This is a genomic window from Brucella pituitosa (assembly GCF_965577835.1).
Classification (GTDB): domain Bacteria; phylum Pseudomonadota; class Alphaproteobacteria; order Rhizobiales; family Rhizobiaceae; genus Brucella; species Brucella pituitosa.
The window spans coordinates 27,885-52,883 of the sequence record NZ_OZ264092.1 but is presented as its reverse complement, the minus strand read 5'-3'; the positions used below and the strand labels follow the sequence as shown (position 1 = coordinate 52,883).

Genomic DNA, 24,999 nt, shown 5'->3' with positions numbered 1-24,999 from the left:
ACATCTTCAATCAAGATGCGGTCGCAATCAACCTGTTGTTATTACACACGATCTTCGGGAAGTGGCTTCCAATTCGCTGGATCATGCCTTCATGGCAAAACATGCTGCGCACCATATTGCACGCAGCATCCTTTACATCAGATCAGGATTTTGTCGTCTTCTTGACGTCATTGACGGTTTCATCCGCCTTGGCATCAATTGTCCGTGCATCCGCCTTGGCATCTTCCTTAGCAGCGTCTTCTTCAGACATGCCCTGCTTGAAGTTCTTGATACCCTTTGCAACATCACCCATCAGTTCAGGGATTTTGCCACGGCCAAACAGAAGCAGCACAACTGCGAGAACGATCAGCCAGTGCCAGATAGAAAAGCTACCCATTTCATTCCTCTCATCGCCGTTGCGACACGGCTTATTCCTATAATGCTGAATACGATTTAAGCGCTTTCACCAAATCTTTCAAACAGAAGTGTGACAGTGAACGAAGTTACAACGATTTTATTTGTTGCAGCTCAAATTTCCCATCAATCTCCGCGTGGCGCCAGCAGCCCCAAACCTTCAAGATCTATATCTTCAAGCGGCTCTTCATCGTCTGTGAGTTCATCCGGGTCGACATTCGGAACCGGCACAGAGAAACTGGACGGTATGCGCGCAGACAACAACCCTGCCCCCCGCAGCTCTTCCAGACCCGGCAGATCACGTATCTCCGGCAAGCCAAAATGATCCAGAAATGTATCTGTCGTGCCATAAGTCACAGGACGCCCGGGCGTACGACGGCGACCACGCAGTTTGATCCAACCCGTTTCCATAAGCACATCCAGCGTGCCCTTGGAGGTTTCCACACCACGAATATCTTCGAGCTCGGCGCGTGTGACAGGTTGATGATATGCAATGATCGCAAGGACTTCCATTGCAGCACGCGAGAGCTTGCGCTGCTGAACCGTCTCACGGCTCATGAGAAAGCCAAGATCAGATGCCGTGCGAAAAGCCCAGGCCGTGCCGACCTGAACCAGATGGACGCCACGCCCCTCATAAACCTTTTGCAGATGCTCTAATATTGCCGACAAATCGGTATTAACCGGCAACCGCTCTGCCAGTGCGCGTTCAGAAACCGGTTCGGACGAAGCGAAGATTATCGCTTCTGCCATCCGTGCGAGTTCCGCCAAGGCCATGGGCGAAGCTGGATGTTGAACATCATCGTCATAATCATCCATTGCCACTTCCGCTTCAGACATTTTCGTCCTCATCAAGTTCACTTAATCCGCCTGCAACGCGCATATAGATCGGCTCAAAAGGTGCATTCTGTCGCACTTCCAGCTTACCTTCTCTTACCAGCTCAAGGCTTGCGGCAAAGGAACTGGCCAAGGCGGAAGCTCTTTCCTGCGGTGTCAGCGCATAATTGATGAGAAAGTGGTCCAGTGCGACCCAGTCTCCGCTCGATCCCATAAGTCTCACAAGTGCGACACGTGCCTCTTTCAGCGACCAGACGGCGCGCTTTTCGATCTGCACATGCGATACGGCCTGTCGCTGACGTTGCGAAGCATAGGCAGTCAGTAATTCATAAAGCGTGGCCGAAAACTGGCTGGATCGATCAACCACCACCAGTTCCGGCATACCGCGTGCAAAAACGTCACGGCCCAGCCGGTTGCGGTTTACAAGCTTGGCTGCGGCATCGCGCATGGCTTCAAGCCGCTTCAAACGGAATTGCAGCGAAGCGATCAGTTCTTCGCCTGTCGCACCATCGTCATCCTGCTGCTTGGGGATCAGCAATTTTGACTTGAGGTAAGCCAGCCATGCGGCCATGACCAGATAGTCAGCAGCCAGTTCAAGACTAAGGGCCTGCGCCTGTTCCACAAAGCCCAGATACTGTTCGGCGAGTGCCAGCACCGAAATCCGGGATAAATCGACACGCTGGTTGCGCGCCAGATGCAGCAAAAGATCGAGCGGCCCTTCGAAACCCTGAACGTCGATCAGCAGTGAAGGTTCGCTTTCGGCGCGATTGGCTTCGCCCTGCCACAAGGCATCCATCGGCACATTGGTGCCGTCTTTGCCATTTGTGTTCGTTTCCGATCCAGCCAACCGCTTGTCCTGCTTATTATTTGATCGGTGAGAAAATCTCACCGAACCTTTTTAGTGTACCAAGTTTTGTCGGTTACGCCATCAGTTCGAACATTTGTCCAAACTCTTCGCGCAGCTCTGTTTCATCAGAAAGATCCGGATCACCTGCATAGACTTCCGCCAGATCTGCACGTTTGCGAGCTTTACCATCGAGAACCGGAACACGTGCGGCAACCTTGACCAGCTCTTCCATCACGCCCGCACAATAAAGAACGATATCGCAGCCTGCAGCGGTGATACCTTCGGCAATATCGCCAAGATCGCCCGAGAGTGCCTTCATCGAAATGTCGTCGCTGATGACCAGACCGTCGAACTGGATAACATCGCGAATGATCGTATTGATGACTGTCGGCGATAAAGTCGATGGACGCTTGGGATCGATGCAATCAAAGATAACATGCGCCGTCATTGCCATTGGAAGATCGTTCAACGCCTTGAACGGCACAAAGTCATGCGCGACCAGTTCACTGAGCGGTACACCAACGCGGGCCAGTTCCTTGTGTGTGTCGCTGAATGCGCGGCCATGCCCAGGCATGTGCTTCACCACAGGCAGCACACCACCGGCAAGAAGCCCTTCGGCAGCAGAGCGCCCCATTGCAGCAACGCTATGCGGGTTCTTTGAATAGGCCCGCGCGCCGATTACATCGTGTGCGCCTTCAATAGGAACATCGAGAACGGGCAGACAATCAGCATTGACGCCTACTTTCAGAAGATCAAAAGCGTGAAGGCGCGCATGAAGCCAGGCGGCACGAAGACCTGCTTCATTGTCACGATCATAGATCGCACCAATTTGTGCAGCCGCAGGGTAGTTCGGAACGAGTGGCGGGCGAAGCCGCTGAACGCGACCACCTTCCTGATCAATGAAAACAGGCGTTTGAGGGCGGTCGGTCACATCGCGCAGTTGCGCGGTTAGCTCTGCAACCTGTTCAAGGCTCTCCACATTGCGTGCAAAGAGAATGAAACCCCAAGGCTTTTCGTCACGGAAAAAAGCCACCTCATCAGGCGTCAGCTTTGTTCCTGCTACGCCAGCAATCCACGCCTTGCACTCTTTCATGCAGCATTCCTTTGATCTGTTTGTGCTCAAACCAGTGATAGCGGTTTAGCCGAAAAATCACCGTCATGGTAGCCATACGAAAAAGGGCGGCTACAGCATCGGCGCAAAAATCGGAATCGATTTTTGTAAAGCACGATGCGTAGATAAAATAGTTGAGAGCGCCGTGCATCCGAAAGGACGCACGGCGCTCTTATGCCGCCCTTCTCGTTTTTCGTCTGGTAAATTTTACTGCGTCACGAAGCAGCTGCCACCGGCAGACTTGAAGCGACCGCAGAGTGCATTGGCATCGTCCTTCGAACCTGCCTGAACGCGAACACGGTAATAAGTGCCCTTGTTCGGAATATCTGCACGTTTGATATCCACTGCCCGGCCGCCGATCACGCTGCCATAACGCTGCGCCATATTGGCATAGGACTTCTGTGCCAGTTCAGCAGATGGCTGCGAAGCGATCTGGATGAAATAGCCACCACCGGCTGCAGAAGCGACCTGAGGAGCAGCAGGAGCGGTTGCAGGCGCCTGAGCCTGCGCGCGTTGCGGCACGTTCCCAACAATATTGGTTGGCTGTTCAGCTGGACGTGATGGCACGACTGGCGCGCGAACTGGCGCTGATGGTGCCTGCTGAGCTGCAGGTGCTGGCTGCGTCGCTGGTGTATTTGCAACCGGCTCTTGCGGTGCGTTACCAGCCGCAAGCGCTGCAATTTCATCAGTGTCCGCAGGTGGCGCAATTGGTGCGTCATTGCCTGCCAAGTTTGTTGGGACTGCCGAATTTGTTGGATTTACTGCGTTAGTTGGCGCTGGTGCCTGAGCCACAGGTGCAGGCTGCTGGGCCTGAACGATTGTGCCATCGGGACGAACGATCATCGTTTCGACTTCACGCGGCTGGATCAGCGGTGCATCCTGACCGGAATTCGATGGTGCTTCAGCCGTCTGATTTGGCTCAGGGAAATCATTCGCACCCGCATCATTATCCTGCGCGCCCAGATCAACAGGCTCTTCACCGGCAGAGATCAAAGCTTTTTGCTCTGGATTGTTCGGCAATGTACCGGCGACGCGATCATAGACCGCCTTGTCCTGATTAGGGACAGTCGCTCCACCCGGATTTTCAGGCTGTACTTTGATCGGCTGATTATCAGCGCGAATCACAACCGGTTCACCCGATCCGCTTCCACCGAGGAAGTGGTAGCCGATGCCGCCAATGAGAACCGCAATGCCTGCAACACTTGCGAGGATCAGACCACGACGACCACGAACCGGACGATTGCGGTAAGCCTCAGCAGCGCTGCCGAGATCGTCTTCTGGCTGCATGGCAGCACGTGTGCCGAATTCGCCGCTCTCGATCGTCTGAGCGCCCTGCGCTGCCCAATGATTATAGAAATCATCGCTGCTACCACCAGCATCTGCCACAGTGGCCTGTGATGCCTGAGGCTGCGCTGTTGGATTTGCGCGTCCATAAGCGGTCGCAGCTGCAGCCGTTGCCGCACCCAGACCAAGAGCAGCACCTGCTGCCACGCCAGCATTTGGCATATAGGACGAAGCGCTTTCACGGAAAATATCCTCAAAAGCTTTGTCGGCTTCGCTCTGCGCATCCGTCTTTGTGGCTGTTTCATCAACACCGATAGTGTTGAACACTTCAGCAAATTCAGTTTCCAGATCGGTCAGACCGGCATTTACTTCTTCTTCGCCGTAATTGACTTCCGGCAAATCCAGCGAATGCGTCTGTTCAACCTTGCTATCAGCGACACTCAGCGTTTCAATTTCTGGTGCAGGCGCAACGAAAGCCGAACGTGGGTCCGCGTAATTGGTGAAGGACGGAGTTGCAGGATGCGCCTCTTCTTCATTGTAGGTCGCATGGGCATAAACAGGTTCACCGACCTGCTCGTCTTCAACTTCTGACGCCAAATCGAGATCATCTGCATTGAAGAAGTCTTCTTCGCTAAAGAAGTTCGAATCATTGGCAGCGACAGACGACGGAGCGTCACCTGACGGTTCAAACCCGAAATCATCTTCACTCAAAGAGATTTCATCAAGGCCCGAAAGATCGTCTTCTGTTGCCTCAGCGGCAACAGGTACGAAGTTCTGCTCATTCTCAAACGAGAAATCATCGTCGAACGAAAAATCGTCGTCCAGCTCAGCCTGCTCCGGTTCATAGCCAGCGACTTCGGCCCGAACAGGTTCAGATGCAAGTACGCCTGTCGTAGCAGCACCGGCCGCAAAGTTGCTCAGCGTGTAATGAGGATAGATCGGAGCCTGCGTTTGCGAAGTAACTTCGCGCGTATCATGTGGTTCAGGCGCAAAATTTGCCGCCGCTTCTACCGGCTCATAGGTCTGTGGGTCATCAAGCTGAAAGGCATCGAAATCGAGCTCGACGTCGCCGTGATGAGCAGGCTCAGCATAAGACGGCGCTTCTGCGGCTGGCTCCTCGTAACGAGGCGTATATGCTGCGAACTGCTGTGGTTCATCTTCATAGATGGCTTCAGGTGCAGTTGTCGTCTGTGGCTCGTCACTGAACAGAAGGCTTTCAAGCTCATCTTCAAGCGAAAGCGCCTGATGGGCAGGTGCCGCAGCATAGCTGGTTTCGAACGGCTCAGCAGACTGAACTTCCCAATCATCGCCTGCAGTTGTACCTACTGCTGATTCGTTCGCATATGGATCGACATACGGAGCTTCTGACGGCTGGTAAGCAGTGGCTGGACTATAATCCACATAGCCCTGCTCTAAAGGCTCAGATGGTACACTGGCAGCAAGCGGCTCAGCATAACCAGGTTCGGCATAGCCGGGTTCGGCATGGCTCTCTTCGTAAGCCGTACGCGCTTCTGAATAATCATTGTAGTCAAACTGCGGCACAGGTTCGGAGCGATCCGTTTCCACGAAATCAAACGATTCGGTTGGAGCAACCGGAGCATTCCCATCCAGATGAAGATCGAACTCTTCTTCAAGTGCCGACGCAAGATCGTCTTCCTGAAGCTGAGGCTCTGCATTTTGATAGGAATGTGCGTCCTGATATGGCGTTTGCGCCAATGGAGCCGACTGCTGTTCCGGCTCTGCGAAATCACCAAAATCACCAAGAAGTTCGCGTTCTAGATCAAAAGAGAGCGCGTCATCACCAGAATCAAAACTCGGCTCAGGACGATACTCACTTCGCGCAACATTGTTATCAGCAGACGCGCCGAAGTCCATGATCCGCGAAAGTTCCATTAGCGGATCGTCTTCATGCAGCGGACGCTCGCCGTAATTACGGGGATTAGCACTGCTGTCCGTCATGGTGTGTTCCTAACTCAAACCCTGGACGCCGCAAGACGTCTCGATACATTACGTTGTAGCGAGGCAATGTGGGCAAAAGTTGACGGAAGTTTCATGCGCCTGAAGGAAGATCGACGACTTGCACCCTCGTTGATCTTCCATCTTTTTGACTTACCGACATCCGCACAACACCTTGGTTGAACTTGCGGATGACGAAACCGTCCTAGCGCATTTCCGTTGGAGCATCCGCACCGATTATTGTCAAACCGGACGTCAGCACATCGGAAACGACCTGTACTAGCCCTAGCCTTGCTAGAGACAATTCTGGATCGTTAACCTTAATAAAACGTAAGTCCGTGTTCTCGGTGCCCTTATTCCACTGAGAATGGAACGCGCTGGCGAGGTCATAGAGGTAAAAAGCGAGGCGATGTGGCTCCTGATGCGTCGCCGCAGCTTCGATCAGGCGCGGGTATTCTGCGAGCTTGCGAACGAGTGCAATTTCACTCTCATCGGTCAGCTTATCAAAGTGTCCGGCCATCGATACGCGATCAAGATCACTGAGCCCAAGCTGGTCGACCGCCTGACGGAATACCGAATGACAACGTGCCGAAGCATACTGCACGTAGAAGATCGGATTGTCCTTGGACTGCTCAGTCACTTTCGCAAAATCAAAGTCGAGCGGCGCATCGTTCTTCCGATAAAGCATCATGAAACGAACCGGATCACGGCCAACTTCATCCACGACTTCACGCAGCGTGATGAATTCACCCGAACGCTTGGACATGCGCACAGGTTCACCATCGCGGAACAGCTTCACCAACTGGCAAAGCAGAACGGTGAGCTTGGCCTTACCGTCAGAAACAGCGCGTGCAACAGCTTCGAGACGCTTGACGTAGCCGCCGTGATCGGCGCCCAGCACATAGATCATCTCATTGAAGCCGCGATCATACTTGTCTTTGAAGTAAGCGACGTCAGCAGCAAAATAGGTGAATGTGCCGTCAGACTTCATCAGCGGACGGTCAATATCGTCGCCCACTTCGGTCGAACGGAACAGGGTCTGCTCACGATCTTCCCATTCTTCCGGCAGTTGCCCCTTCGGCGGCGGCAGCTTGCCCTTGTAGACATGGCCCTTGAGCGTCAGATCATTGATCGCAGCGCGAATAACGCGCGCATGATCAGCATGAAGCTTACGCTCGGAATAGAAGACGTCGTGATGCACATTCAGTGCGTCAAGATCGGCGCGGATCATCGCCATCATGGCGTCGATCGTGCGTTCCTTGACGATTGCAAAAGCTTCATCTTCCGGCATTTCGAGAAGCTTGTTGCCAAATTCTTTGGCGAGCGCCTCGCCGACAGGAACGAGATAATCGCCCGGATAAAGACCTGCTGGAATCTCACCGATCTCTTCACCAAGCGCTTCGCGGTAACGCAGAATAACCGAACGTGCCAGCACATCGATCTGCGCGCCAGCGTCGTTGATATAATATTCTTTAACGACGTCGAAGCCTGCAAATTTCAACAGATTTGCCAGCACGTCGCCAACGACAGCGCCACGGCAATGGCCAACATGCATCGGGCCTGTCGGGTTGGCCGAAACATATTCGACATTGACTTTGGTGCCGGTGCCAAGCTTCGAGCGTCCGAAATCGGTGCCTTCATTGAGCATAGCGGCCAGCTCGCGTTGCCAATAGGTGTCTTTCAGGCGCAGATTGATAAAGCCTGGACCTGCAACATCGACCGTGGCGACATCCTTATCGGACTTCAGTGCATCGGCAATGGCGGTGGCAAGTTCACGTGGATTCTGGCCCACAGCTTTGGAAAGCACCATGGCAGCATTGGTGGCAATATCACCATGCGAGGCGTCACGCGGTGGCTCCACGCTGATACGCGACAAATCCAGATCGCCGCCATCTTTCGCTTTCAGATCAATATCTTGCAACGTTTTTTTAATACGCGCGTCGAAATCTGCAAAGATATTCATGGTTCGTCCTGTCAGGCTTCCGTCCGGTTACGGTTGCGATTTCCGGCGTCGGCTCATCATAAAAATAGCAAAGATCCCGACGCATTTAAGCTCCAGGACCCGCTTCGTCCCGACCCGATTAAGCTAAATCGGGTGTATGGTCAAACAATCGTCGGTGTTCCCGCACCGCATAATTGTCAGTCATACCGGCCAGATAGTCTGCAACACGGCGAGCGCGACCCGCCTCATCAAGCGTTTCGCAGCCCGTTTGCCACTCGGCAGGCATGATGGTGGGATCATCAAAACAAATATCGAACAGGTCCTGCACGATTTTGTCGGCCGCATGTCTGCGAACAACGACACTCTCGTGGAAATAGAGGTTTTTGAACAAAAAGCGCTTCAGAGCTTTCTCTTCGTCCCTCATTGCATCCGAGAAACCCACAAGTGCGCGTGGTTGCGCGTGCACATCCTCTAAATTTTGAGGATTGGCAGCAGTGATACGGCGTTGCGATTCAGCAATCACGTCTTCAACCATAATGGTGATTTGCCGACGGACCAGTTCATGGCCCGTACGCACAGGATCAAGCGCTGGATAGCGCATTCTAACGATATCCAGCAGGCGCTTAGTGAGCGGCACTTCATCGAGTCCCTCTAGTTTAAGCAAACCAGAGCGGAGGCCGTCGTCGATATCATGAGCATTGTAAGCAATATCATCTGCAATGGCAGCGCATTGCGCTTCAAGACTCGCAAAGCGCGACAATTCGAGATCATAGCGCTCAGTAAAATCCAGGATAGGCTGAGGAACCGGCTCATCTGAATAGGTAGCAAAGGGGCCGACCAGTGGACCATTGTGCTTTACCAGCCCCTCAAGGGTTTCCCACGAGAGGTTTAGTCCGTCGAAATCCGCATAGCGGTGCTCAAGCTTCGTCACAATGCGAAGGGACTGGGCGTTGTGATCAAAGCCGCCATAGGGCTTCATGCGTTCATTGAGCGCGTCTTCGCCGGTATGACCGAACGGCGTATGCCCGAAATCATGCACAAGTGCTACAGCTTCCGCGAGGTCTTCATCCAGTCGTAAAGCGCGCGCCAGTGCGCGAGCAATCTGCGCCACCTCGATGGTATGCGTCAGACGGGTTCGATAGTGATCGCCCTCATGGGCAATGAAAACCTGCGTCTTATGTTTGAGGCGACGAAACGCAGTCGAGTGAATGATTCGGTCTCGATCGCGCTGGAAAGGCGTTCGCGTTGCACTTTCGGGCTCAGGGACCAGCCGCCCACGGGTCAAGGCAGGATTGCAGGCATAGGGCGCGCGTTCGCGATAACCGAAGCCAATTCCTTCCAGCGATCCAATTCCTTCCGGGGACATTGCGATGCATTCCTCACTGTAATATGATTACGCTAAACTCAGGTGGACATTGACTTCCACACGTTGCGTTCATAGCTATCAGTTAAACATGAAGGCAAGTACGCGTTTTCTGGAAATTCTGGACAATTCCCAATTGGTTCAATCCGGCACACGCAATTGCAAGCGGAACAAGGCAGATGACAGACATTACCGTTTCTGAATCCGCAGCCAAGCGGATTGCAAAAATTATCAGTTCCGAACCGGGCAAAACAGCACTTCGCGTTTCTGTCGAGGGCGGCGGCTGCTCTGGCTTTTCTTACAAATATGATCTGGTTGATGACCAATCCGATGATGACATCGTCATCGAAAAGCTTGGCGCCAAGGTGCTGATCGACTCAATCTCCGTTCCTTACATGGATGGTTCCCAGATTGATTTTGTCGATGACCTGATGGGACAATCGTTTCAGATCCGCAATCCGAACGCCACGGCATCCTGCGGCTGCGGTACAAGCTTCGCGATCTAGTTAATTCCAAAGTTCGAAAAAGAAACCGGCTGCATTATGCAGCCGGTTTTGTTTTATCAGGCTTTAACCGATGAAACCGTCGCATCGATATGGTCGACCAGCGCATCCGGTAAACCAAGACGACCAGCCAGCATATCGAGATATCCACGCTCTGCACGGCTGTCAGGATCGATGGTCAGACGCGAAGCGGTGTAAAGCTCAACCTTCTGTTCTTCAGTCTGAGCAGCGGCTACCAACGCATCGATATCAATCGGATCAGCGAGTTCCTTCGCAAAGAAGGCTTCCGCTTCATCATCAAGGCCTGAAATCTGAACCTTTTCCATGATGCGTGCGCGTTCCGCATCATCAATGTGGCCATCAGCCTTTGCGGCAGCAATCATTGCCTGCACAAGCGTCAATGCAAAACTGTTGCTCATTGCCGGTGACTGCGGATGGAATGGAGAATCTGCCGGAGGCGGCGGAAGCAATTCCGGCTCTTTTGCGACTGGCTGTTCGGCTGTTTGCGGTGACTGGCCGGATTTGTAGTTCTTATAAGCCAGATATCCGAGACCTGCGATTGCCGCGATACCGCCTGCTGTGGCTACATTACCAGCGAGCTTACGTCCGGTCTTTGTGCCAAGAATTGCTGCGGCAATTGCGCCAGTAGCCAATGGGTTTTTCTTGGCCAGATCAGTGGCCTGCCCCGCCTTGTCGCGAACGCTTCCGGACATGCCCGGAATTTGTGATCCCAGAAACTGGTCGAGAAGCTTTTTGGCGTCGAACATTCAAATCTCCTGTTTGGCTACTGTAGTTGGGAGATAGGAATGCAAAAGCGGCAATACAAATGGCATTTGAATAATAATCAGACCGAGTCGAAATTCTGTGATGGAGAGAGGGCAGCGCTTGCCCTCGCCTCGTCTTCCGCCTAATCATTTCATCATGAAAATCGCGACATGGAACATTAATGGCGTCAAGGCGCGTATCGAAAACCTCCAGCATTGGCTGAAGGAATCGTCGCCTGACATCGCCTGCCTTCAGGAAATCAAGTCCGTGGACGATCTGTTCCCGCGACTGGAAATTGAAGCCCTCGGCTATCATGTCGAGACGCATGGCCAGAAGGGCTTCAACGGCGTCGCTATTCTTTCCAAAAAGTCGCCTGATGAGGTCAATCGCGGGCTTCCCGGCGATGACAGCGATGAACAAGCACGCTTCATTGAGGCCGTTTTCTCGACGGATAAGGGTGTTCTCCGTGTCGTGTCGCTGTATTTGCCCAACGGCAACCCGGTCGATACAGAGAAATTCCCCTACAAGCTGTCCTGGATGCAGAGGCTGGAGACCTGGGCGAAAAGCCGACTTGAACTGGAAGAGCCGCTCGTTCTTGCTGGCGACTATAACGTCATCCCGGAGCCTAACGACGCGAAAAACCCGCAGCAATGGCTCGGTGATGCACTGTTTCAGCCGCAATCACGTCAGGCATTCCGCCGACTTGAAAATCTGGGCTTCACCGAAGCCGTTCGTGCAGCGACCGATGAAGACGGCGTCTATACATTCTGGGATTATCAGGCCGGAGCCTGGCAGAAGAACAATGGCATTCGCATCGATCATCTGATGTTGTCGCCGGAAGCGGCAAATCATTTCGTTTCGACAGATATCGAAAAACACGTCAGAGCGTGGGAAAAGCCGTCAGATCATGTGCCTGTTACGGTAACATTGTCCGTATGATCTCACGATTGAGGGCCGTACAGAAGGCAAAGCTTATCGATCAGCTTTAGAAGTCGCCTTTGGCAACGTAGTTGCTTGAGAGCGCTATGGCATTGCGGCGGTCAGCTTCACCGGCGATTGAGAAAGCCTGTTCCTGCATATCGCGGATCCAGGTGCAATCCTCCGTCGGGCAACGTTCGAATGCTGCTGTGAGCATGGCAAGGCCCCGAACAGTCTTTCCAGCCTGAAACAGCATATTGCCAAGCATGGCCTGAGCGCTTGCATTCCCCTTCTTGGCTGCAAGCTGGAACCAACGGGCGGCTTGCATTGAATTGCGTTCACCACCCTCGCCGTCCAGCAGCATCTTGCCAAGCTCATACTGAGCAGCCGGATCGCCAAAGTTGGATGCAGCCTGCACATAAAGGTTACGTGCGAATTTTGGATCAGAATTAACCGGAGAACCGGGAATACCGCGCTTTACGTAACCCGCGAGCGCGACCAGCGCATCAGCGACATAAGGCTCGTTTTCAGAACCCGGCTCCGCACCGTCACGGACAATCTTTTCGAAAATCTGGTAAGCTTCGTAATCGTCCTCTGCCACACCGTCGCCATCGGCATACATGCGAGCGAGCTTCCACTTGGCACCCTGATGACCACGTTCCGCCGCATAACGCAGCGCCTTGATGGCTTCATCCTTGTGGCCGCTCTTATAGGCAGAGAAACCAAACTTGAAGAGCTCGAACGGGCTCCGTGATTTCTCGGAGTCATCGTTCAGATCAAAAGCCGAAGCGCTGTTGCAGACAATGGCCAAGCCAAGTGCCGCAGCGATAAGGGGATATGAAAAACTGCGAATACGCATCACAACGCCGGTCTTTCACATTGGGTAGAAGTTGATGACATAAGTGACAGAGTACATTGTCTTTTCGTCAAGACTGCGACCCGATTTTGACGGAATAAAGCTCGGCCATTGCCAGAAATGCAAAATGAAAACAGAGCAGTTTTTTCGCTGCCCGAAAACGGATCGTTGTGAAACAATGCGTCTTTCTTCATTTCGTCCTGTCCTGAGGGAAATAACGTTTCCCGGAGTTGTTAATGGCCTTTGCCTTTCCTATCCGGTGACGCTTCTTTGTGGCGGGAAATGGGCAAAATGTGTCTCCCGTCTTTCTAGCCTAAAGCAATGGTAAAGACTGTTGCTGAATCAACACAAAATCAAATGTTGTTGGCCCCAATTAGTTGTGGTGCCCCATTGGTGCAGGAGCGATGGAATTTCGCAAAACCGCCGGATGCGTTATGATCTGACGAAGGTCAGGGGCATCGGACAATGAGCAACAGACGGCGCTATTACCGGCGACCATATCAGACAACACAAAGAAGAAGAGGTGGAGCTTTCCGCAGCATCTTCTTAACTTTGCTCATCTTTTCCGCTCTCTTTGCAATTATCGTGTCTCTGCCAGTCAACCGTCAGCCCAAAGAATCATTGGCGGGCACCGTCTATGTCATTGATGGCGATACTGTCATTCTCAATAAGGTCCATATCCGCCTTCTCGGCATCGATGCGCCGGAGATGGAGCAAAGCTGTCAGACCGGTTATCGCACCTATCTCTGCGGTCGGGAAGCGCGCAATGCGCTACGCGGCAGAATCAGCGGAGCCTCGATTCGCTGCGAAAAAGAAGGCCTCGATAAGTACGGACGCGACCTCGGTCGATGCTATCTTGGTGAAACTGATCTCAACCGTTGGATGGTGGAACAAGGCTGGGCTGTCTCCTATGGCGACTACCGCAGCGAAGAGGCCGTCGCCCGCCAAGAAAAACGTGGCATCTGGGCCGGCAGCTTTGAAGTGCCGTATCAATGGCGCAAAGAGCAGCAGAAGCCAAATGTGGAGGCTGAAACAGGCCACGAAGCGCCGTCATCCGATGTAATCAGCGATGTGATCAGCTATATCAGAGGCTATGTCTCTACCCTGTTAAACTCTCTCTGGTCTGGAGCCCAATAGGAATAATGGAAAATCTGGACGGGCTAAGGCACTCCATCCAGGCCTGTCGCATTTGCCGTGACACGCCTCAATTTCTGCCGCCTTTGCCGCACGAACCCAATCCGGTATGCATAATCTCCGATACCGCACGCATTGCGATTTGTGGGCAGGCTCCGGGGATTCGTGTGCATAACAGCTCCCTGCCCTTTAATGACCCTTCTGGTGATCGCTTGAGACAATGGCTCGGCACAACACGCGAAGAGTTTTACGATCCGGCGCGTTTCGCAATTGTGCCAATGGGTTTTTGCTTTCCCGGTTATGACAAACATGGCGGCGATCTTCCCCCACGCCGCGAATGTCGTTCAACGTGGCATGACCGCGTCTTTGCTGCGATGCCGCAGCTCGAGTTCATTCTGGTCGTCGGACAATATGCGCTTGCCTATCATTTGCCCGAATGGCGCAAAACGAGCCTCACAGAAACGGTCCAGAACTGGCGCAGCTTTATGGAAACACCGAATGCTGCGGGACGAACAGTTTTACCTCTGCCGCATCCATCCTGGCGTAACAGCGGTTGGCTCAAACGAAATCCCTGGTTTGATCAGGAAGTCGTTCCCCTTCTTCGCGAAAAAGTCCGCCACCTGCTGATGGATAGAAAATAAATTTTAGTTCCTTTATTTTCATTGGAATAAATTTCCTGTAATTTCGAGCGAATGCGAACCATAAGGTATGAAGTTTCATTGATCCGGAAAGTTCGGGAAACGGTTTCTAATACCGGGATAAAAAACGTATGGACAGGCTCGACAGAAAAATACTGCGCTTACTGCAGGAAGACGCAACACTGGCGGTAGCAGATGTCGCCAAGAAGGTTGGCCTCTCCACAACCCCTTGCTGGCGCCGCATCCAGAAACTCGAGGAAGACGGCGTCATTAAACGCCGCGTCGCAATCCTCGATCCGGTACGCGTCAACACACGCGTCACCGTATTCGTATCGGTACGGACCAGCTCGCACAGTAATGAATGGCTGAAGCGCTTCTCGGAAGTGGTTCAGGAGTTCCCTGAGGTTATCGAGTTCTACCGCATGAGTGGTGATGTCGATTACCTGCTGCGTGTTGCAGTGCCAGATATTGCGGCTTATGACGCATTCTATAAGCGCCTCATCAGCAAGATCGAAATTCGTGATGTGTCCTCATCCTTTGCGATGGAGCAGATCAAGTACACCACCGAATTGCCGCTCGACTACATGGTGCTGGACAAAGAAAACAACTAAGTTTTTTAGAGCGTGTTTCGATCTGATTGGATCAGATCGGCGCTCTAAATATTTGTTTTAACGCGCATCTTTGTCCGAAAGCCGTTTCACACTTTTCGGGATACGCTCTAAAGAATACATATGAAAAAGCCCGGAGATTTCTCCGGGCTTTTCGTTTTATTGTCCGGCCGTTACGCCAGCCTGTTCGAACGTCGCCATGCCGCTATGGCAAAGGGCGGCTGACTTAACGATACCCGCCGCCAGAGCAGCACCTGTGCCCTCACCCAGTCGCATACCGAGATCGAGAAGCGGTTTTTTACCCATCTTTTCAAGCATCAGTCGATGGCCCGGCTCTGCCGACACATGGCCAAAGAGACAATGGTCGAGCGCTGCCGGATTTGCAGCGTAAAGTACGGCAGCGGCTGCACTGGCTACAAAGCCATCAATGATAACCGGAATTTTCTCCATGCGTGCAGCAAGAATTGCACCTGCCATGGCAGCAACCTCACGTCCGCCCAGACGACGCAAAACTTCCAGCGGATCCTTAAGATGTGCCTGATGAAGTGCTAAAGCGGCACGAACCGCAGCAAGCTTGCGTTCCAAAAGGTCACCGGTCGAACCAGTACCCGGCCCGACCCAATCTTCAGCTGTGCCACCAAAGAGTGCCAACGCAATAGCTGCAGCAATCGTGGTGTTACCGATACCCATTTCACCTATGCAGAGAAGATCTGTGCCACCAGCAATGCCTTCCATGCCGAATGCCATAGTCGCCGCACAGGTGCGTTCGTCCATTGCCGCTTCTTCGGTGATATCAGCGGTCGGATGCTCCAGTGCAAGGTCAAAGACCTTAAGACCGAGATCGTGAGCAATGCATATCTGGTTGATCGCTGCACCGCCTGCTGCAAAATTCTCAACCATCTGTGCAGTCACGCTTGACGGGAAGGGCGTGATATTCTTGGCAGTCACTCCATGATTGCCTGCAAAGACCGCGACCAGCGGGCGATTGATCTGCGGAACCGGCTTTCCAGTCCATGCAGCGAGCCACGCAACAATCTCTTCAAGCTGCCCAAGCGAGCCAGCAGGCTTGGTCAGTGTCGCTTCCCGCGCACGTACAGCCGCTTCCGCACCAAGATCAGGTCCCGGCAGATTACGGATGAGTTCACGGAAATCGTCAAAAGGAAGGCCACTGGCGCTCATATCGTCTAGTCCAATCAATTAAGGGAGGATACAAAACTCTTGTGCTCGTCCTATAAGCACTTAGTCAATTTTTCAAATCACCTCTTTGCGCCAAACCTTATTGGCGGCAAATATTCTGATTAGCAGCATTATAGTTCTTAAAGCGGAGCAAGCAGTTGCAGCGAAACAGCTTCATAAGAGACACAATTCGTTCTCTGGGCTTTCTGAGCCGTCTGCCTTTGCCGCATAGCTGGCTTACAGACGCAGATGAAGGTTTGGGCGATTCGCTGAAAACGGGCATGCGCGCGTTCCCACTGGCGGGCGCTGTCCTTGGGCTTCTGGCCGGCCTCTCACTTATGGTATCCGATTATCTCAACCTTCCCGCGATTGTCTCGAGCTTGATCGCGGTCGGAATGCTGGCCGCGATGACCGGTGCGCTGCATGAAGACGGTCTTGGAGACACCGCTGACGGCTTCTTTGGTGCCTCAACGCCAGATCGCCGTCTTGAGATCATGAAAGATTCGCGAATTGGCACCTTTGCGGCGCTCACACTCATCATCTGGACCGGTATCAAGGTTTCGCTGCTCGCCGCCATCATTGATAGTGCTGGCGCATGTTACGCGGCTCTCGCGCTGATCGGAGCAGAAGCTGCAAGTCGCGCTGGAATTCTCGCCCTGTGGCATGGATTGCCCTCCGCTCGTCCCGGCGGGCTTGCAGACAATCTCGGCGCACCCAAATGGGAGACGCTCGTTTGCGCATGTGCAATCGGTTTGGCAATAATGGTTGTAACCATCATCCCGGCTGGCGGGTTTACAGCTCTTATCAATGCGCTCATTTTCAGCATCGTGCTTTTATTTGGCTTTGCGAAACTCTGTCTGGCCAAAATTGGCGGACAAACCGGTGATACCCTCGGCGCTGCGCAACAAATCTGTTCCTTGGCAGTGCTGCTCGGTCTTGTCACAGCGCTTTGATGTGACCACATTGGCTCCATGAACGCGGCAACAATAGAATCGCCATGCATTCTGGTATGCGTGATGGACATTCAGACCGGATTTTGTCTTGGCTGCGCCCGCACACTCGATGAAATTGCCGAATGGTCCTCCATGCGAGACGATCAACGGCGAGCGATCATGGCGCTTTTACCTGCGCGCCATGAAATACTGGAAAAGAAAGAAAGCTGATGGGGCGTTTGTTCTGGATCGTGATTGCAGCAATTGCAGTTGTCATATTGCTGCTGATGGCGAACGATGACAGCGGAACCACGCTTGGCATTGCCAATGATGCCTTTGGTCAGGCTGCCTATATGGGCATATGGGGCGTCGTGCTCGCAGCAGGTCTGCTTGGTTCAGGGATTAAGCTCAGCGACTTTGCCCGTAACATGGCCGTGTGGGCGGTCATTATCCTTGCTCTCGTCGCAGCCTATCAATATCGCTATGAGCTTCAGGATGTGGGCAGCCGCATCACGGCCGGGCTCATTCCCGGCAGCCCTATTTCAGGCCGTGCCGCCGATGGGTCCCTCACAGTAACATTGGCAAAGTCTGCCAACGGGCATTTCGAGGTCAATGGCCGCGTCAATGATGCGCGCGTGCATTTCCTTGTCGATACAGGTGCGTCTTCTGTCGTGCTTTCAAAGGAAGACGCCGAGCGCGCAGGCATCGACACGTCATCACTGAACTATTCCGTGCCGATCAACACAGCGAACGGCAGAGCAACTGCCGCCAGCATAACCATTGCGAAATTACAGATCGGTGACATTGAACGGCAAAATATCCGTGCAATGGTGACGCAGGAAGGGCTGATGACCGGGAGCCTTCTCGGCATGAACTTCCTGCAAACGCTGGGTGGTTTCAGCGTCCGTGGCGATCAGCTCATTATGATGGATTAGGCAGCTTCGCTGCTAGCTTCCATAATAGTCGCATAGGCCTGACGCAGCACATCGCTGTTCGCGCCGGGCTTGGAAGCATCAGTTGACAAGATTTGACGCCAACGGCGCGCACCGGGTTGCCCAGTGAACAGCCCGACCATGTGACGGCTTATGTGAGAAAGCCTGCCGCCATCGGCAATGTGCCGATCAACATATTCGCACATTGCCTCAATGATTTCAGCCATATCCGCGGGCTTTTCATCGTCCCCGTAAATGAGATGATCGACATCAGTGAGCAATGCCGGATTATGATAGGCAGCGCGTCCCAGCATGACGCCATCCAGATGATCGAGATGCGAGACAGCATCTTCGAGAGTGCTTATACCGCCATTAATGCCAACAAATGGCGTATCAAGACGCTGTTTGAGACGATAAACACGATCATAGTCCAGCGGGGGAATATCGCGGTTTTCCTTCGGAGACAGACCTTTCAGCCATGCTTTGCGGGCATGCACCCAAAGTGCATCTGCACCTGCTTCAAGCACCTGATCGCTAACTGCATCCAGCGCCACTTCCGGGTCCTGATCATCAACGCCTATCCGGCATTTGACGGTAACAGGCACAGAAACAACTTCCTTCATGGCTGCGACGCAACGCGCAACAACTTCCGGTGTCTGCATCAGACAAGCGCCGAATGTGCCGGACTGAACACGGTCGGACGGGCAGCCGACATTAAGATTGATTTCGTCGTAGCCGAAGCCAGCGCCTATTCGCGCAGCTTCCTGTAATTTGAGCGGATCGGAACCGCCAAGCTGAAGAGCTATGGGATGTTCCGTTGCATCAAACCCCATGAGCCGTTCACGCGGGCCGTGGATCGCCGCATCCGCAACCACCATCTCTGTGTAGAGCAACGCGCGCTTGGAAAACAGGCGATGGAAATAGCGACAATGCCGATCCGACCAGTCGAGCATAGGTGCGACGGAGAACCGATGATCTGGATAGTTGTGATTTTTATTTTTTATTTCAGTCATTTAAACAACAATCCTGAGAATGCGATTCATCCATGTTTCTGGCTCTGAGGTGAAGCGCCCTGCATCAAGTGGCGCAAAAAGCCACAAACGAAGCAAATGATCAAGTTTTGTCGGTTGGGCCAAGCTTCTTCAATATAAGAAGCATCTCCGATTTTTCATGCTTTGGCGGAGGTAAAAGCGAGCAATAGTGATCAATATGCTGAATACTGTGACTTTAGCCAAATTTCCGCATTAAGATCAAAATCGAACAAGCCCACCTGATTCTGGCTCCCGATCTGGCCACGAAAATTCGAGGACCTTCATTTTGACCGACCTGTCTCCCTTCAACAAATCATTCGACGCTTTTCTGTTCGATATGGACGGTACAGTACTGAGTTCCATTGCAGCAACCGAGCGTGTCTGGGGTGAATGGGCGACCCGTCATGGTATTGATCCGGTCACATTCGTTCCAACCATTCACGGTGTGCGTGCAGTCGATACCGTCCGCAGACTGGGCCTGCCGCATCTTGATCCAGACACCGAAGCCAAAATCCTGCTGGATGCGGAAATGGCTGATCTGGATGGCATCGTAGCCATTGAAGGCGCATTGGATTTCCTGAATTCGCTGCCAGAAAACCGCTGGGCAATCGTCACCTCCGCACCGATCGAACTGGCGCGGCGTCGTTTGCAGGCCGCCGGTTTACCAATGCCAAAAACAATTGTTTCAGCTGAAGATGTTGAGCGCGGCAAGCCAAGCCCTGAATGCTTCCAGCTCGGTGCAAAGAGGCTCGGGTTCGATCCTCACAATTGTCTTGTGTTTGAAGATGCCCCGGCCGGCATTGTCGCGGGTGAAACCGCAGGGGCGAGCGTCGTTGTTGTCACTGCAACGCACCCGCATTCGCCTGAAACATCACACAAAAGCATCAACAGCTATCGCGAGTTTAAGCTGTCCGTTGACGGTGAAACCGGCATGCTATCGCTGGCCGATGCTAAAGCCTGAAACAAAGAGTACGGCGCGTTTTAAAGCGCATCCCGAAAAGTGTGAAACGGTTTTCGGACAAAGATGCGCGTTAAAATAAATATATAGAGCGCCGATCTGATCCAATCAGATCGAAACGCGCTCTAAATCACGCGCCGTCCTTCGCGCCATACGGTGCGGATGATCGGCACATGTTCGGCGATTTGCACGCGCACCAGATCGCCACGCTTTCCAATCGCTATTTCACCACGATCTTCAAGGCCAACGGCCTTTGCCGGATTACTTGATACCAGCCTGATTGCCTGCGGCAGCGTAATTTGTTCCATCACATCGGCCATAAAAAATGCCGATTGCATCATGCTTGCCGGGATATAATCAGACGAGATGATGTCGAGATGACCGGCTTCCGCCAATTCGCGCGCCGAAACATTGCCAGAATGCGAGCCCCCGCGCACCACATTGGGCGCACCCATCAGAACCGACATGCCCGCTTCCTTGGATGCCTTGGCGGCCAGATGTGTTGTCGGAAATTCAGCAACACGGATTCCCTGCGTGCTTGCTTCTGCAACGTGATCAGCCGTGGCGTCATCGTGGCTGGCCAGAACGATACCGCGCTCAAGGCAAGCGCTGGCAATCGCCTTGCGGGTCGGTGCCGAATGTTGCTGTGACTGGCCCATACGCTTTTCGCAATAGCGTATGAATTCCTCTTCAGTCACTCTGAGCTTGCTCATGTAGTAGGATTTGTAGGTTTCGATATCCGTAAACTGGCGCTGTCCCGGTGCGTGATCCATCAACGAAACCAGTTTGACCAGCGGATGCACGCCAAACCGCTCGAATGCGCTCAGACAATCTGGGGCTGAAACTTCACACCGCAAATGCAGAAAATGGTCTGCACGCATACGTCCTGCCTCGCGACCCTCGGCGATTGCAGATGACAGCTTGCGCATATCATCAATACCCGTCTGCGCTTCATCGTCGAAGCCAATCCGCAAGGCATCAAAGACTGTCGTAATGCCGGAAGCCGCAATCTGCGCGTCATGTGCCTGAACCGCAGCAATCGGGTTCCAGCGCACTTTCGGGCGGGGCGCATAATGGCCTTCGAGATGGTCAGTGTGCAGCTCGACCAATCCCGGCGTCAGATAATCCCCTTCCATGTCCTCACCAGACACGGTCGAGCCGGATGAAATATCAACGATGACACCATCAGCTATTTTAACAGTACCGCTGATTACTTCGTCAGGCAGAACAATATTCGCATTCTTAAGAACAGTTTCCGTCGTCATCCCTCAAGGCCTTCCCACAGCCCGTGAGGACCGTTTTGACACCTTAGTACCACCGGTCATCGGATGCAGCGAATGAATCTCGAACGGCGCACCTTTTTCCGACTCAACAAAAAGTGCCAGATTGGCGATTTCAACCGGGTCATCCAGAACAGGCGCAAAAAAGTCGTCGAGCACGCGCTCGACGTGTGGCCGCTGCTTTTCATCGACTGGGCCGGTCAGCGTCATATGAAACCGAAACTCATCGAAAACATAAGGATAACCCCAGCGATCCAGATTCTGCCGCTGAGCTTCACTCAGCCGTTCTGGCCGACGCTTGGCAATTTCCGCGTCCCGTAATGGTGCCCGAAAACGATCAAATGAAACAACCACGTCATTGGCAAGCTGGTTGAGTTCAGCCACCGGGTCTTCCGGTACGAGCGCAAAAAACGGGCCAATGTTCTGCAACTTCAGGCGTGGAATAACGAATGGCACGCTCGACGATGCAAAATACATCAACGCGGAAAGCAGATCGCTTTCCTGATAAGTCTCGTCCAGTCGGAAAGGTGCCTTTAGCGTCCCATGAAAACCATAGCGGCGCGGCTCTTCGGTCAGCGCGACAATATCTTCGGCTGCAAGTGTGCGAATCGCAGGAACCTTGACCGGCTCCCCACTAAATGCACTTCGCCCAAGCCAATTGCCGGCAACTTTCAAAAGTGCATCGCCTGAAGGCGGCGTGAAATAAATCGCGTAACGCATAGTGATTCCTCTCTTGGCGGGATCGTTACACGCAGATTGTGGCAAGTCGATAAAGGGGAAGTAACATCGGGATTTTACATCACGGCAAATTCGTATAGGCCTACGTCCGGTTAGAAATGAGGAGATGGCTATGGGTGGCTTCGCGTCGATCGGTGAGTGCATGATCGAGCTTTCAGGTAACGGCGATGATCAATGGCGCATGGGATATGCCGGCGATACGCTGAATACCGCCTGGTATATGCGCGCGCTGACAGACCAATCATATCCTGTGGAATATGTCAGCGCATTCGGTGAGGATGATTTCTCGCAGAAGCAGCGCGCTTTCCTCACATCGAATGGCATAGGCATTGCCCAAAGCCCCATCATCAAGGGCGTCCATCCGGGATTATATGCGATCACACTCAACGGTGCAGAACGCTCGTTCACCTACTGGCGTAGCGATGCAGCAGCAAGGCGCCTTGCAAGCGACCGAAATGCCTTGAAAGCCAGCCTAACCGGCCGCGACATGATTTATTTCTCCGGCATTTCGATTGCCATCGTCTTCCCGGAGCACCGCGAAACTTTGTTCGAAATCTTACGTGAATGCCGTGAAGAAGGTGCACGCATTGCGTTTGACCCTAATTTCCGGCATCAGCTCTGGCCTGATCGTGAAGTGGCGAAGAAGATCATCAGCGAAGCAATGCAGGTCGCCGATATAGCGCTGCCGACCTTTCCCGATGAACAGGCACTATTTGGTGATGAAACGGCTCAAGCCTGTGCGGAAAGGCTTATCGGTCTTGGCGTAAAGGAGATCGTCGTCAAGGACGGCACGGAGCCTGCACTCATCATCGCAGACGGCGAGCAAACCCTCGTTCCATCCGTCAAAGCCAATGCGATTGATACGACCGGCGCTGGTGACAGCTTTAACGGTGGCTATCTTGCCGCGCGTATTGAAGGCCTATCGCCGGTCGAAGCTGCACGCAAAGCACATGCAGTTGCCGCTCGTGTGGTTGAAATTCGCGGCGCGCTTGCTCCTATGGAACACGCACGCGCCGCTTATGAGGCGGTAATTTAGAGCGCATCCCGAAAAGTGTGAAACGTTTTTCGGATAAGATGCGCGTCAACAAAAACAATTAGAGCGCAGCGCGCTCTAATCCCGCGAGAAGGTAAAGTGGCTCGTCTGGGCGTAGACTTCGCCCGGACGCAAGATCGCCTGAGGAACATAGGCATATTCCAGCGATCCCGGCCAGACCTGCGGCTCCAGGCAGAAACCTGCATGTTTGCCGTAAGGCTTGCCGGTCAAGCCAATGCAATCATTGGCCATTGTGTTGCCAGCATAAAACTGAACGCCAGGCTCCGTCGTCTCGATATCAAGACGAATGCCGGATCGTGCACCTTTAACAGACGCACAGGGGCGCAAGGGACCACGCGCTGCGGTCATGCAAAAATTGCTGTCATATTCGACCTGTTTGCCGTCTTCCTCAAAACGGATCGAACGGAAATCGCGGAAATCATAAGGCGTGTCTCTGACCGGCAAAATACGCCCATCGGGAATCAGTGCCTCATCAACGGGCATATAAGCGCCAGCTTCGATCTTTAACTGATGATCGAGAATGTCGCCCTCGCCACCATCATCAAGATTGAAATAGCTGTGATGGAGAAGATTGCAGACTGTAGGTTTGTCAGTCACGGCTTCAAGACGCACAATCAGCGTACCCTTTGCATTGAGCATATAGGTACAGCTCACATTGAGATTACCGGGAAAACCCATCTCCCCATCGGCTGCGAGTGTCGCAAGTGTTACAAAATCAGATCCGGAACCGGTGACTTTCCAGACGCGATTTCCGAGGCCTTTGCTGCCGCCATGCAGATTATGAATACCCTGAAAATTCGCCTCGACTTCGTATGTCTTGCCGTCAAGCTCAAAGCGAGCATTACGGATGCGATTGGAAAAGCGACCGGCGATTGCACCTAAATGAGGCGAGTGCGCTGGATAATCGGCAAAATCACGATAGCCAATCACCAATGGCGCATCGTGCCCTTCCATGCGCAAATCCTGAACGGCTGCGCCCCACGTGATGATCTTCGCTTCCAGCGAACCGTTTGCGATTGTGAGCCGATGAACCGCCTGCCCGTCCGGTGCATATCCAAAAATTTCCGCTGTCACTTTGTTCGCCCATTCTGATGCGTTTTTGAGAGCCGCATCAAGCCGCATCGGCGCGCACTGCGCAAGAGGCTAACTGCTCGATATGCTAAGGATGAAACATTGCTTTCGCCCCAATCCATGATACGAACTTCAAAACATTTCAAAAATTTGTAATTCGCTTTATGTTGCGCTTCACGTAGCAGGCACCTTATATGCGCCAACAAAGCTCTGGCTATTGTGAAAGCAATATGACTTTCCCTATCGCCGGAAACACGCTAGACACGCGCAGATACTCAGACGTATGCCTGTTGTGGCATCGCCAAGAATAAAGGAATCGAAACTTGTCCTCTACTTTTGACAAAGTCGCCGACATCATCGCCGAAACCAGCGAAATCGACCGTGACACCATCACGCCGGATAGCCACACTATCGATGATCTTGGCATCGACAGCCTCGACTTCCTCGACATCGTATTTGCGATCGACAAAGAATTCGGCATCAAGATTCCGCTTGAACAATGGACGCAGGAAGTGAACGAAGGCAAAGCGCCGACGGAAGAATACTTCGTTCTGAAGAATCTCTGCGCCAAGATCGACGAGCTGGTCGCAGCCAAAAAGGGCTGACCAGCCGCGAAAGCTGACGGTATTGAAGGGTGAACATCCGTGTTCGCCCTGATTCCGTTTCTGGATCACG

Annotated in this window: 25 protein-coding genes; 11 read left to right on the top strand and 14 right to left on the bottom strand. The window is 53.1% G+C overall.

All coding sequences use genetic code 11. The annotated features are described in order from the left end of the window. Positions 1–142: 142 nt before the first annotated feature. The 7 genes from ACSME1_RS00275 to ACSME1_RS00245 all read right to left on the bottom strand — a co-directional run bounded on the left by ACSME1_RS00275 (position 143) and on the right by ACSME1_RS00245 (position 9,733). Positions 143–376: a twin-arginine translocase TatA/TatE family subunit gene (locus ACSME1_RS00275; RefSeq protein WP_024896600.1), complete on the bottom strand. Its 234-nt coding sequence runs from the start codon at positions 374–376 to the stop codon at positions 143–145. 143 nt (positions 377–519) lie between these two features. Next, positions 520–1,230, bottom strand: coding sequence for an SMC-Scp complex subunit ScpB (scpB, locus tag ACSME1_RS00270; protein ID WP_100559133.1), 711 nt, complete (start codon positions 1,228–1,230; stop codon positions 520–522). Continuing rightward, a complete protein-coding gene (locus tag ACSME1_RS00265; RefSeq protein WP_435654956.1) occupies positions 1,223–2,023 on the bottom strand; it encodes a segregation and condensation protein A in 801 nt (266 codons plus the stop codon). The genes scpB and ACSME1_RS00265 overlap by 8 nt, the downstream gene beginning before the upstream one ends. Before the next feature lie 124 nt (positions 2,024–2,147). Next, positions 2,148–3,167, bottom strand: a complete 1,020-nt coding sequence (gene nagZ / locus ACSME1_RS00260; protein ID WP_105706001.1) for a beta-N-acetylhexosaminidase — start codon at positions 3,165–3,167, stop codon at positions 2,148–2,150. Between the two features lie 225 nt (positions 3,168–3,392). Next, complete coding sequence (locus ACSME1_RS00255) at positions 3,393–6,428, bottom strand: SPOR domain-containing protein (protein WP_105706003.1); 3,036 nt, start codon at positions 6,426–6,428, stop codon at positions 3,393–3,395. A gap of 202 nt (positions 6,429–6,630) precedes the next feature. Beyond that, positions 6,631–8,388, bottom strand: coding sequence for an arginine--tRNA ligase (argS, locus tag ACSME1_RS00250; RefSeq protein ID WP_024896595.1), 1,758 nt, complete (start codon positions 8,386–8,388; stop codon positions 6,631–6,633). A 118-nt stretch (positions 8,389–8,506) separates the two neighbouring features. After that, the gene (locus ACSME1_RS00245; RefSeq protein WP_105706005.1) at positions 8,507–9,733 is read right to left on the bottom strand and encodes a deoxyguanosinetriphosphate triphosphohydrolase; all 1,227 of its coding nucleotides are present in this window, start codon (positions 9,731–9,733) and stop codon (positions 8,507–8,509) included. A gap of 176 nt (positions 9,734–9,909) precedes the next feature. Here ACSME1_RS00245 and erpA point away from each other — a divergent pair, with 176 nt between their 5' ends. Beyond that, entirely contained in the window at positions 9,910–10,236 is a 327-nt protein-coding gene (erpA, locus tag ACSME1_RS00240) for an iron-sulfur cluster insertion protein ErpA (protein WP_024896593.1), read from the top strand. Positions 10,237–10,292: 56 nt separating this feature from the next. Here erpA and ACSME1_RS00235 read toward each other — a convergent pair whose 3' ends face one another. Continuing rightward, a complete protein-coding gene (locus ACSME1_RS00235; protein WP_100559141.1) occupies positions 10,293–11,000 on the bottom strand; it encodes a tellurite resistance TerB family protein in 708 nt (235 codons plus the stop codon). Positions 11,001–11,154: 154 nt separating this feature from the next. On the opposite strand from ACSME1_RS00235, the gene xth reads away from it, so the two are divergent. Further along, positions 11,155–11,937, top strand: coding sequence for an exodeoxyribonuclease III (gene xth, locus ACSME1_RS00230; RefSeq protein ID WP_094542082.1), 783 nt, complete (start codon positions 11,155–11,157; stop codon positions 11,935–11,937). A 46-nt stretch (positions 11,938–11,983) separates the two neighbouring features. On the opposite strand, the gene ACSME1_RS00225 is transcribed toward xth, so the two are convergent. Then, positions 11,984–12,775 (bottom strand): tetratricopeptide repeat protein, encoded by a 792-nt coding sequence (locus tag ACSME1_RS00225; protein ID WP_024896590.1) that lies wholly within the window; start codon positions 12,773–12,775, stop codon positions 11,984–11,986. A gap of 462 nt (positions 12,776–13,237) precedes the next feature. On the opposite strand from ACSME1_RS00225, the gene ACSME1_RS00220 reads away from it, so the two are divergent. The 3 genes from ACSME1_RS00220 (at position 13,238) to ACSME1_RS00210 (ending at position 15,155) form a co-directional block, all read left to right on the top strand. Further along, positions 13,238–13,909, top strand: coding sequence for a thermonuclease family protein (locus ACSME1_RS00220; protein WP_105706007.1), 672 nt, complete (start codon positions 13,238–13,240; stop codon positions 13,907–13,909). Beyond that, positions 13,906–14,547, top strand: a complete 642-nt coding sequence (locus ACSME1_RS00215; protein ID WP_100559146.1) for a uracil-DNA glycosylase family protein — start codon at positions 13,906–13,908, stop codon at positions 14,545–14,547. The genes ACSME1_RS00220 and ACSME1_RS00215 overlap by 4 nt, the downstream gene beginning before the upstream one ends. 128 nt (positions 14,548–14,675) lie before the next feature. Beyond that, complete coding sequence (locus ACSME1_RS00210) at positions 14,676–15,155, top strand: Lrp/AsnC family transcriptional regulator (protein WP_024896587.1); 480 nt, start codon at positions 14,676–14,678, stop codon at positions 15,153–15,155. A 156-nt stretch (positions 15,156–15,311) separates the two neighbouring features. Here the strand turns inward: ACSME1_RS00210 and cobT are convergent, their stop codons facing one another. Next, a complete protein-coding gene (cobT, locus tag ACSME1_RS00205) occupies positions 15,312–16,331 on the bottom strand; it encodes a nicotinate-nucleotide--dimethylbenzimidazole phosphoribosyltransferase (RefSeq protein WP_024896586.1) in 1,020 nt (339 codons plus the stop codon). A gap of 155 nt (positions 16,332–16,486) precedes the next feature. Here cobT and ACSME1_RS00200 point away from each other — a divergent pair, with 155 nt between their 5' ends. From ACSME1_RS00200 to ACSME1_RS00190, 3 genes are read left to right on the top strand one after another with little or no spacing between them, the layout of a single operon-like run. Then, complete coding sequence (locus ACSME1_RS00200) at positions 16,487–17,281, top strand: adenosylcobinamide-GDP ribazoletransferase (protein ID WP_105706009.1); 795 nt, start codon at positions 16,487–16,489, stop codon at positions 17,279–17,281. Between the two features lie 18 nt (positions 17,282–17,299). Next, the gene (locus ACSME1_RS00195) at positions 17,300–17,491 is read left to right on the top strand and encodes a DUF1289 domain-containing protein (RefSeq protein WP_105706011.1); all 192 of its coding nucleotides are present in this window, start codon (positions 17,300–17,302) and stop codon (positions 17,489–17,491) included. After that, entirely contained in the window at positions 17,491–18,195 is a 705-nt protein-coding gene (locus tag ACSME1_RS00190; RefSeq protein ID WP_100559152.1) for a TIGR02281 family clan AA aspartic protease, read from the top strand. The genes ACSME1_RS00195 and ACSME1_RS00190 overlap by 1 nt, the downstream gene beginning before the upstream one ends. Here the strand turns inward: ACSME1_RS00190 and dusA are convergent. Next, positions 18,192–19,205, bottom strand: coding sequence for a tRNA dihydrouridine(20/20a) synthase DusA (gene dusA / locus ACSME1_RS00185; protein ID WP_435654926.1), 1,014 nt, complete (start codon positions 19,203–19,205; stop codon positions 18,192–18,194). The genes ACSME1_RS00190 and dusA overlap by 4 nt on opposite strands. 304 nt (positions 19,206–19,509) lie before the next feature. Here dusA and ACSME1_RS00180 point away from each other — a divergent pair, with 304 nt between their 5' ends. Continuing rightward, positions 19,510–20,184, top strand: a complete 675-nt coding sequence (locus ACSME1_RS00180; RefSeq protein ID WP_105706726.1) for an HAD family hydrolase — start codon at positions 19,510–19,512, stop codon at positions 20,182–20,184. Between the two features lie 122 nt (positions 20,185–20,306). Here the strand turns inward: ACSME1_RS00180 and ACSME1_RS00175 are convergent, their stop codons facing one another. Further along, positions 20,307–21,446 (bottom strand): alpha-D-ribose 1-methylphosphonate 5-triphosphate diphosphatase, encoded by a 1,140-nt coding sequence (locus ACSME1_RS00175; RefSeq protein WP_435654925.1) that lies wholly within the window; start codon positions 21,444–21,446, stop codon positions 20,307–20,309. A gap of 3 nt (positions 21,447–21,449) precedes the next feature. Beyond that, positions 21,450–22,181, bottom strand: a complete 732-nt coding sequence (locus ACSME1_RS00170) for a DUF1045 domain-containing protein (RefSeq protein ID WP_105706730.1) — start codon at positions 22,179–22,181, stop codon at positions 21,450–21,452. 130 nt (positions 22,182–22,311) lie between these two features. Between ACSME1_RS00170 and ACSME1_RS00165 the strand changes: the two genes are divergently transcribed. Continuing rightward, positions 22,312–23,235, top strand: coding sequence for a sugar kinase (locus ACSME1_RS00165; RefSeq protein WP_105706732.1), 924 nt, complete (start codon positions 22,312–22,314; stop codon positions 23,233–23,235). Between the two features lie 75 nt (positions 23,236–23,310). Here ACSME1_RS00165 and ACSME1_RS00160 read toward each other — a convergent pair whose 3' ends face one another. Then, positions 23,311–24,327 carry an aldose epimerase family protein gene (locus ACSME1_RS00160; RefSeq protein ID WP_105706817.1) on the bottom strand — a complete coding sequence of 339 codons (1,017 nt, stop codon included), beginning with the start codon at positions 24,325–24,327 and terminating at the stop codon, positions 23,311–23,313. A 320-nt stretch (positions 24,328–24,647) separates the two neighbouring features. Here ACSME1_RS00160 and ACSME1_RS00155 point away from each other — a divergent pair, with 320 nt between their 5' ends. Beyond that, positions 24,648–24,929: an acyl carrier protein gene (locus tag ACSME1_RS00155; RefSeq protein WP_024897522.1), complete on the top strand. Its 282-nt coding sequence runs from the start codon at positions 24,648–24,650 to the stop codon at positions 24,927–24,929. The last annotated feature ends 70 nt before the right edge of the window (positions 24,930–24,999 follow it).

What these genes read in the sequence shown, in the direction of transcription:
- nagZ (WP_105706001.1), bottom strand. Translation starts at nt 3,167, where the DNA reads ATGAAAGAGTGCAAGGCGTGGATTGCTGGCGTAGCAGGAACAAAGCTG.
- ACSME1_RS00235 (WP_100559141.1), bottom strand. Translation starts at nt 11,000, where the DNA reads ATGTTCGACGCCAAAAAGCTTCTCGACCAGTTTCTGGGATCACAAATT.
- ACSME1_RS00190 (WP_100559152.1), top strand. Translation starts at nt 17,491, where the DNA reads ATGGGGCGTTTGTTCTGGATCGTGATTGCAGCAATTGCAGTTGTCATA.
- xth (WP_094542082.1), top strand. Translation starts at nt 11,155, where the DNA reads ATGAAAATCGCGACATGGAACATTAATGGCGTCAAGGCGCGTATCGAA.
- ACSME1_RS00175 (WP_435654925.1), bottom strand. Translation starts at nt 21,446, where the DNA reads ATGACGACGGAAACTGTTCTTAAGAATGCGAATATTGTTCTGCCTGAC.
- cobT (WP_024896586.1), bottom strand. Translation starts at nt 16,331, where the DNA reads ATGAGCGCCAGTGGCCTTCCTTTTGACGATTTCCGTGAACTCATCCGT.
- argS (WP_024896595.1), bottom strand. Translation starts at nt 8,388, where the DNA reads ATGAATATCTTTGCAGATTTCGACGCGCGTATTAAAAAAACGTTGCAA.
- ACSME1_RS00210 (WP_024896587.1), top strand. Translation starts at nt 14,676, where the DNA reads ATGGACAGGCTCGACAGAAAAATACTGCGCTTACTGCAGGAAGACGCA.
- dusA (WP_435654926.1), bottom strand. Translation starts at nt 19,205, where the DNA reads ATGACTGAAATAAAAAATAAAAATCACAACTATCCAGATCATCGGTTC.
- erpA (WP_024896593.1), top strand. Translation starts at nt 9,910, where the DNA reads ATGACAGACATTACCGTTTCTGAATCCGCAGCCAAGCGGATTGCAAAA.
- ACSME1_RS00220 (WP_105706007.1), top strand. Translation starts at nt 13,238, where the DNA reads ATGAGCAACAGACGGCGCTATTACCGGCGACCATATCAGACAACACAA.
- ACSME1_RS00165 (WP_105706732.1), top strand. Translation starts at nt 22,312, where the DNA reads ATGGGTGGCTTCGCGTCGATCGGTGAGTGCATGATCGAGCTTTCAGGT.
- ACSME1_RS00170 (WP_105706730.1), bottom strand. Translation starts at nt 22,181, where the DNA reads ATGCGTTACGCGATTTATTTCACGCCGCCTTCAGGCGATGCACTTTTG.
- scpB (WP_100559133.1), bottom strand. Translation starts at nt 1,230, where the DNA reads ATGTCTGAAGCGGAAGTGGCAATGGATGATTATGACGATGATGTTCAA.
- ACSME1_RS00225 (WP_024896590.1), bottom strand. Translation starts at nt 12,775, where the DNA reads ATGCGTATTCGCAGTTTTTCATATCCCCTTATCGCTGCGGCACTTGGC.
- ACSME1_RS00265 (WP_435654956.1), bottom strand. Translation starts at nt 2,023, where the DNA reads ATGGATGCCTTGTGGCAGGGCGAAGCCAATCGCGCCGAAAGCGAACCT.
- ACSME1_RS00245 (WP_105706005.1), bottom strand. Translation starts at nt 9,733, where the DNA reads ATGTCCCCGGAAGGAATTGGATCGCTGGAAGGAATTGGCTTCGGTTAT.
- ACSME1_RS00255 (WP_105706003.1), bottom strand. Translation starts at nt 6,428, where the DNA reads ATGACGGACAGCAGTGCTAATCCCCGTAATTACGGCGAGCGTCCGCTG.
- ACSME1_RS00275 (WP_024896600.1), bottom strand. Translation starts at nt 376, where the DNA reads ATGGGTAGCTTTTCTATCTGGCACTGGCTGATCGTTCTCGCAGTTGTG.
- ACSME1_RS00195 (WP_105706011.1), top strand. Translation starts at nt 17,300, where the DNA reads ATGAACGCGGCAACAATAGAATCGCCATGCATTCTGGTATGCGTGATG.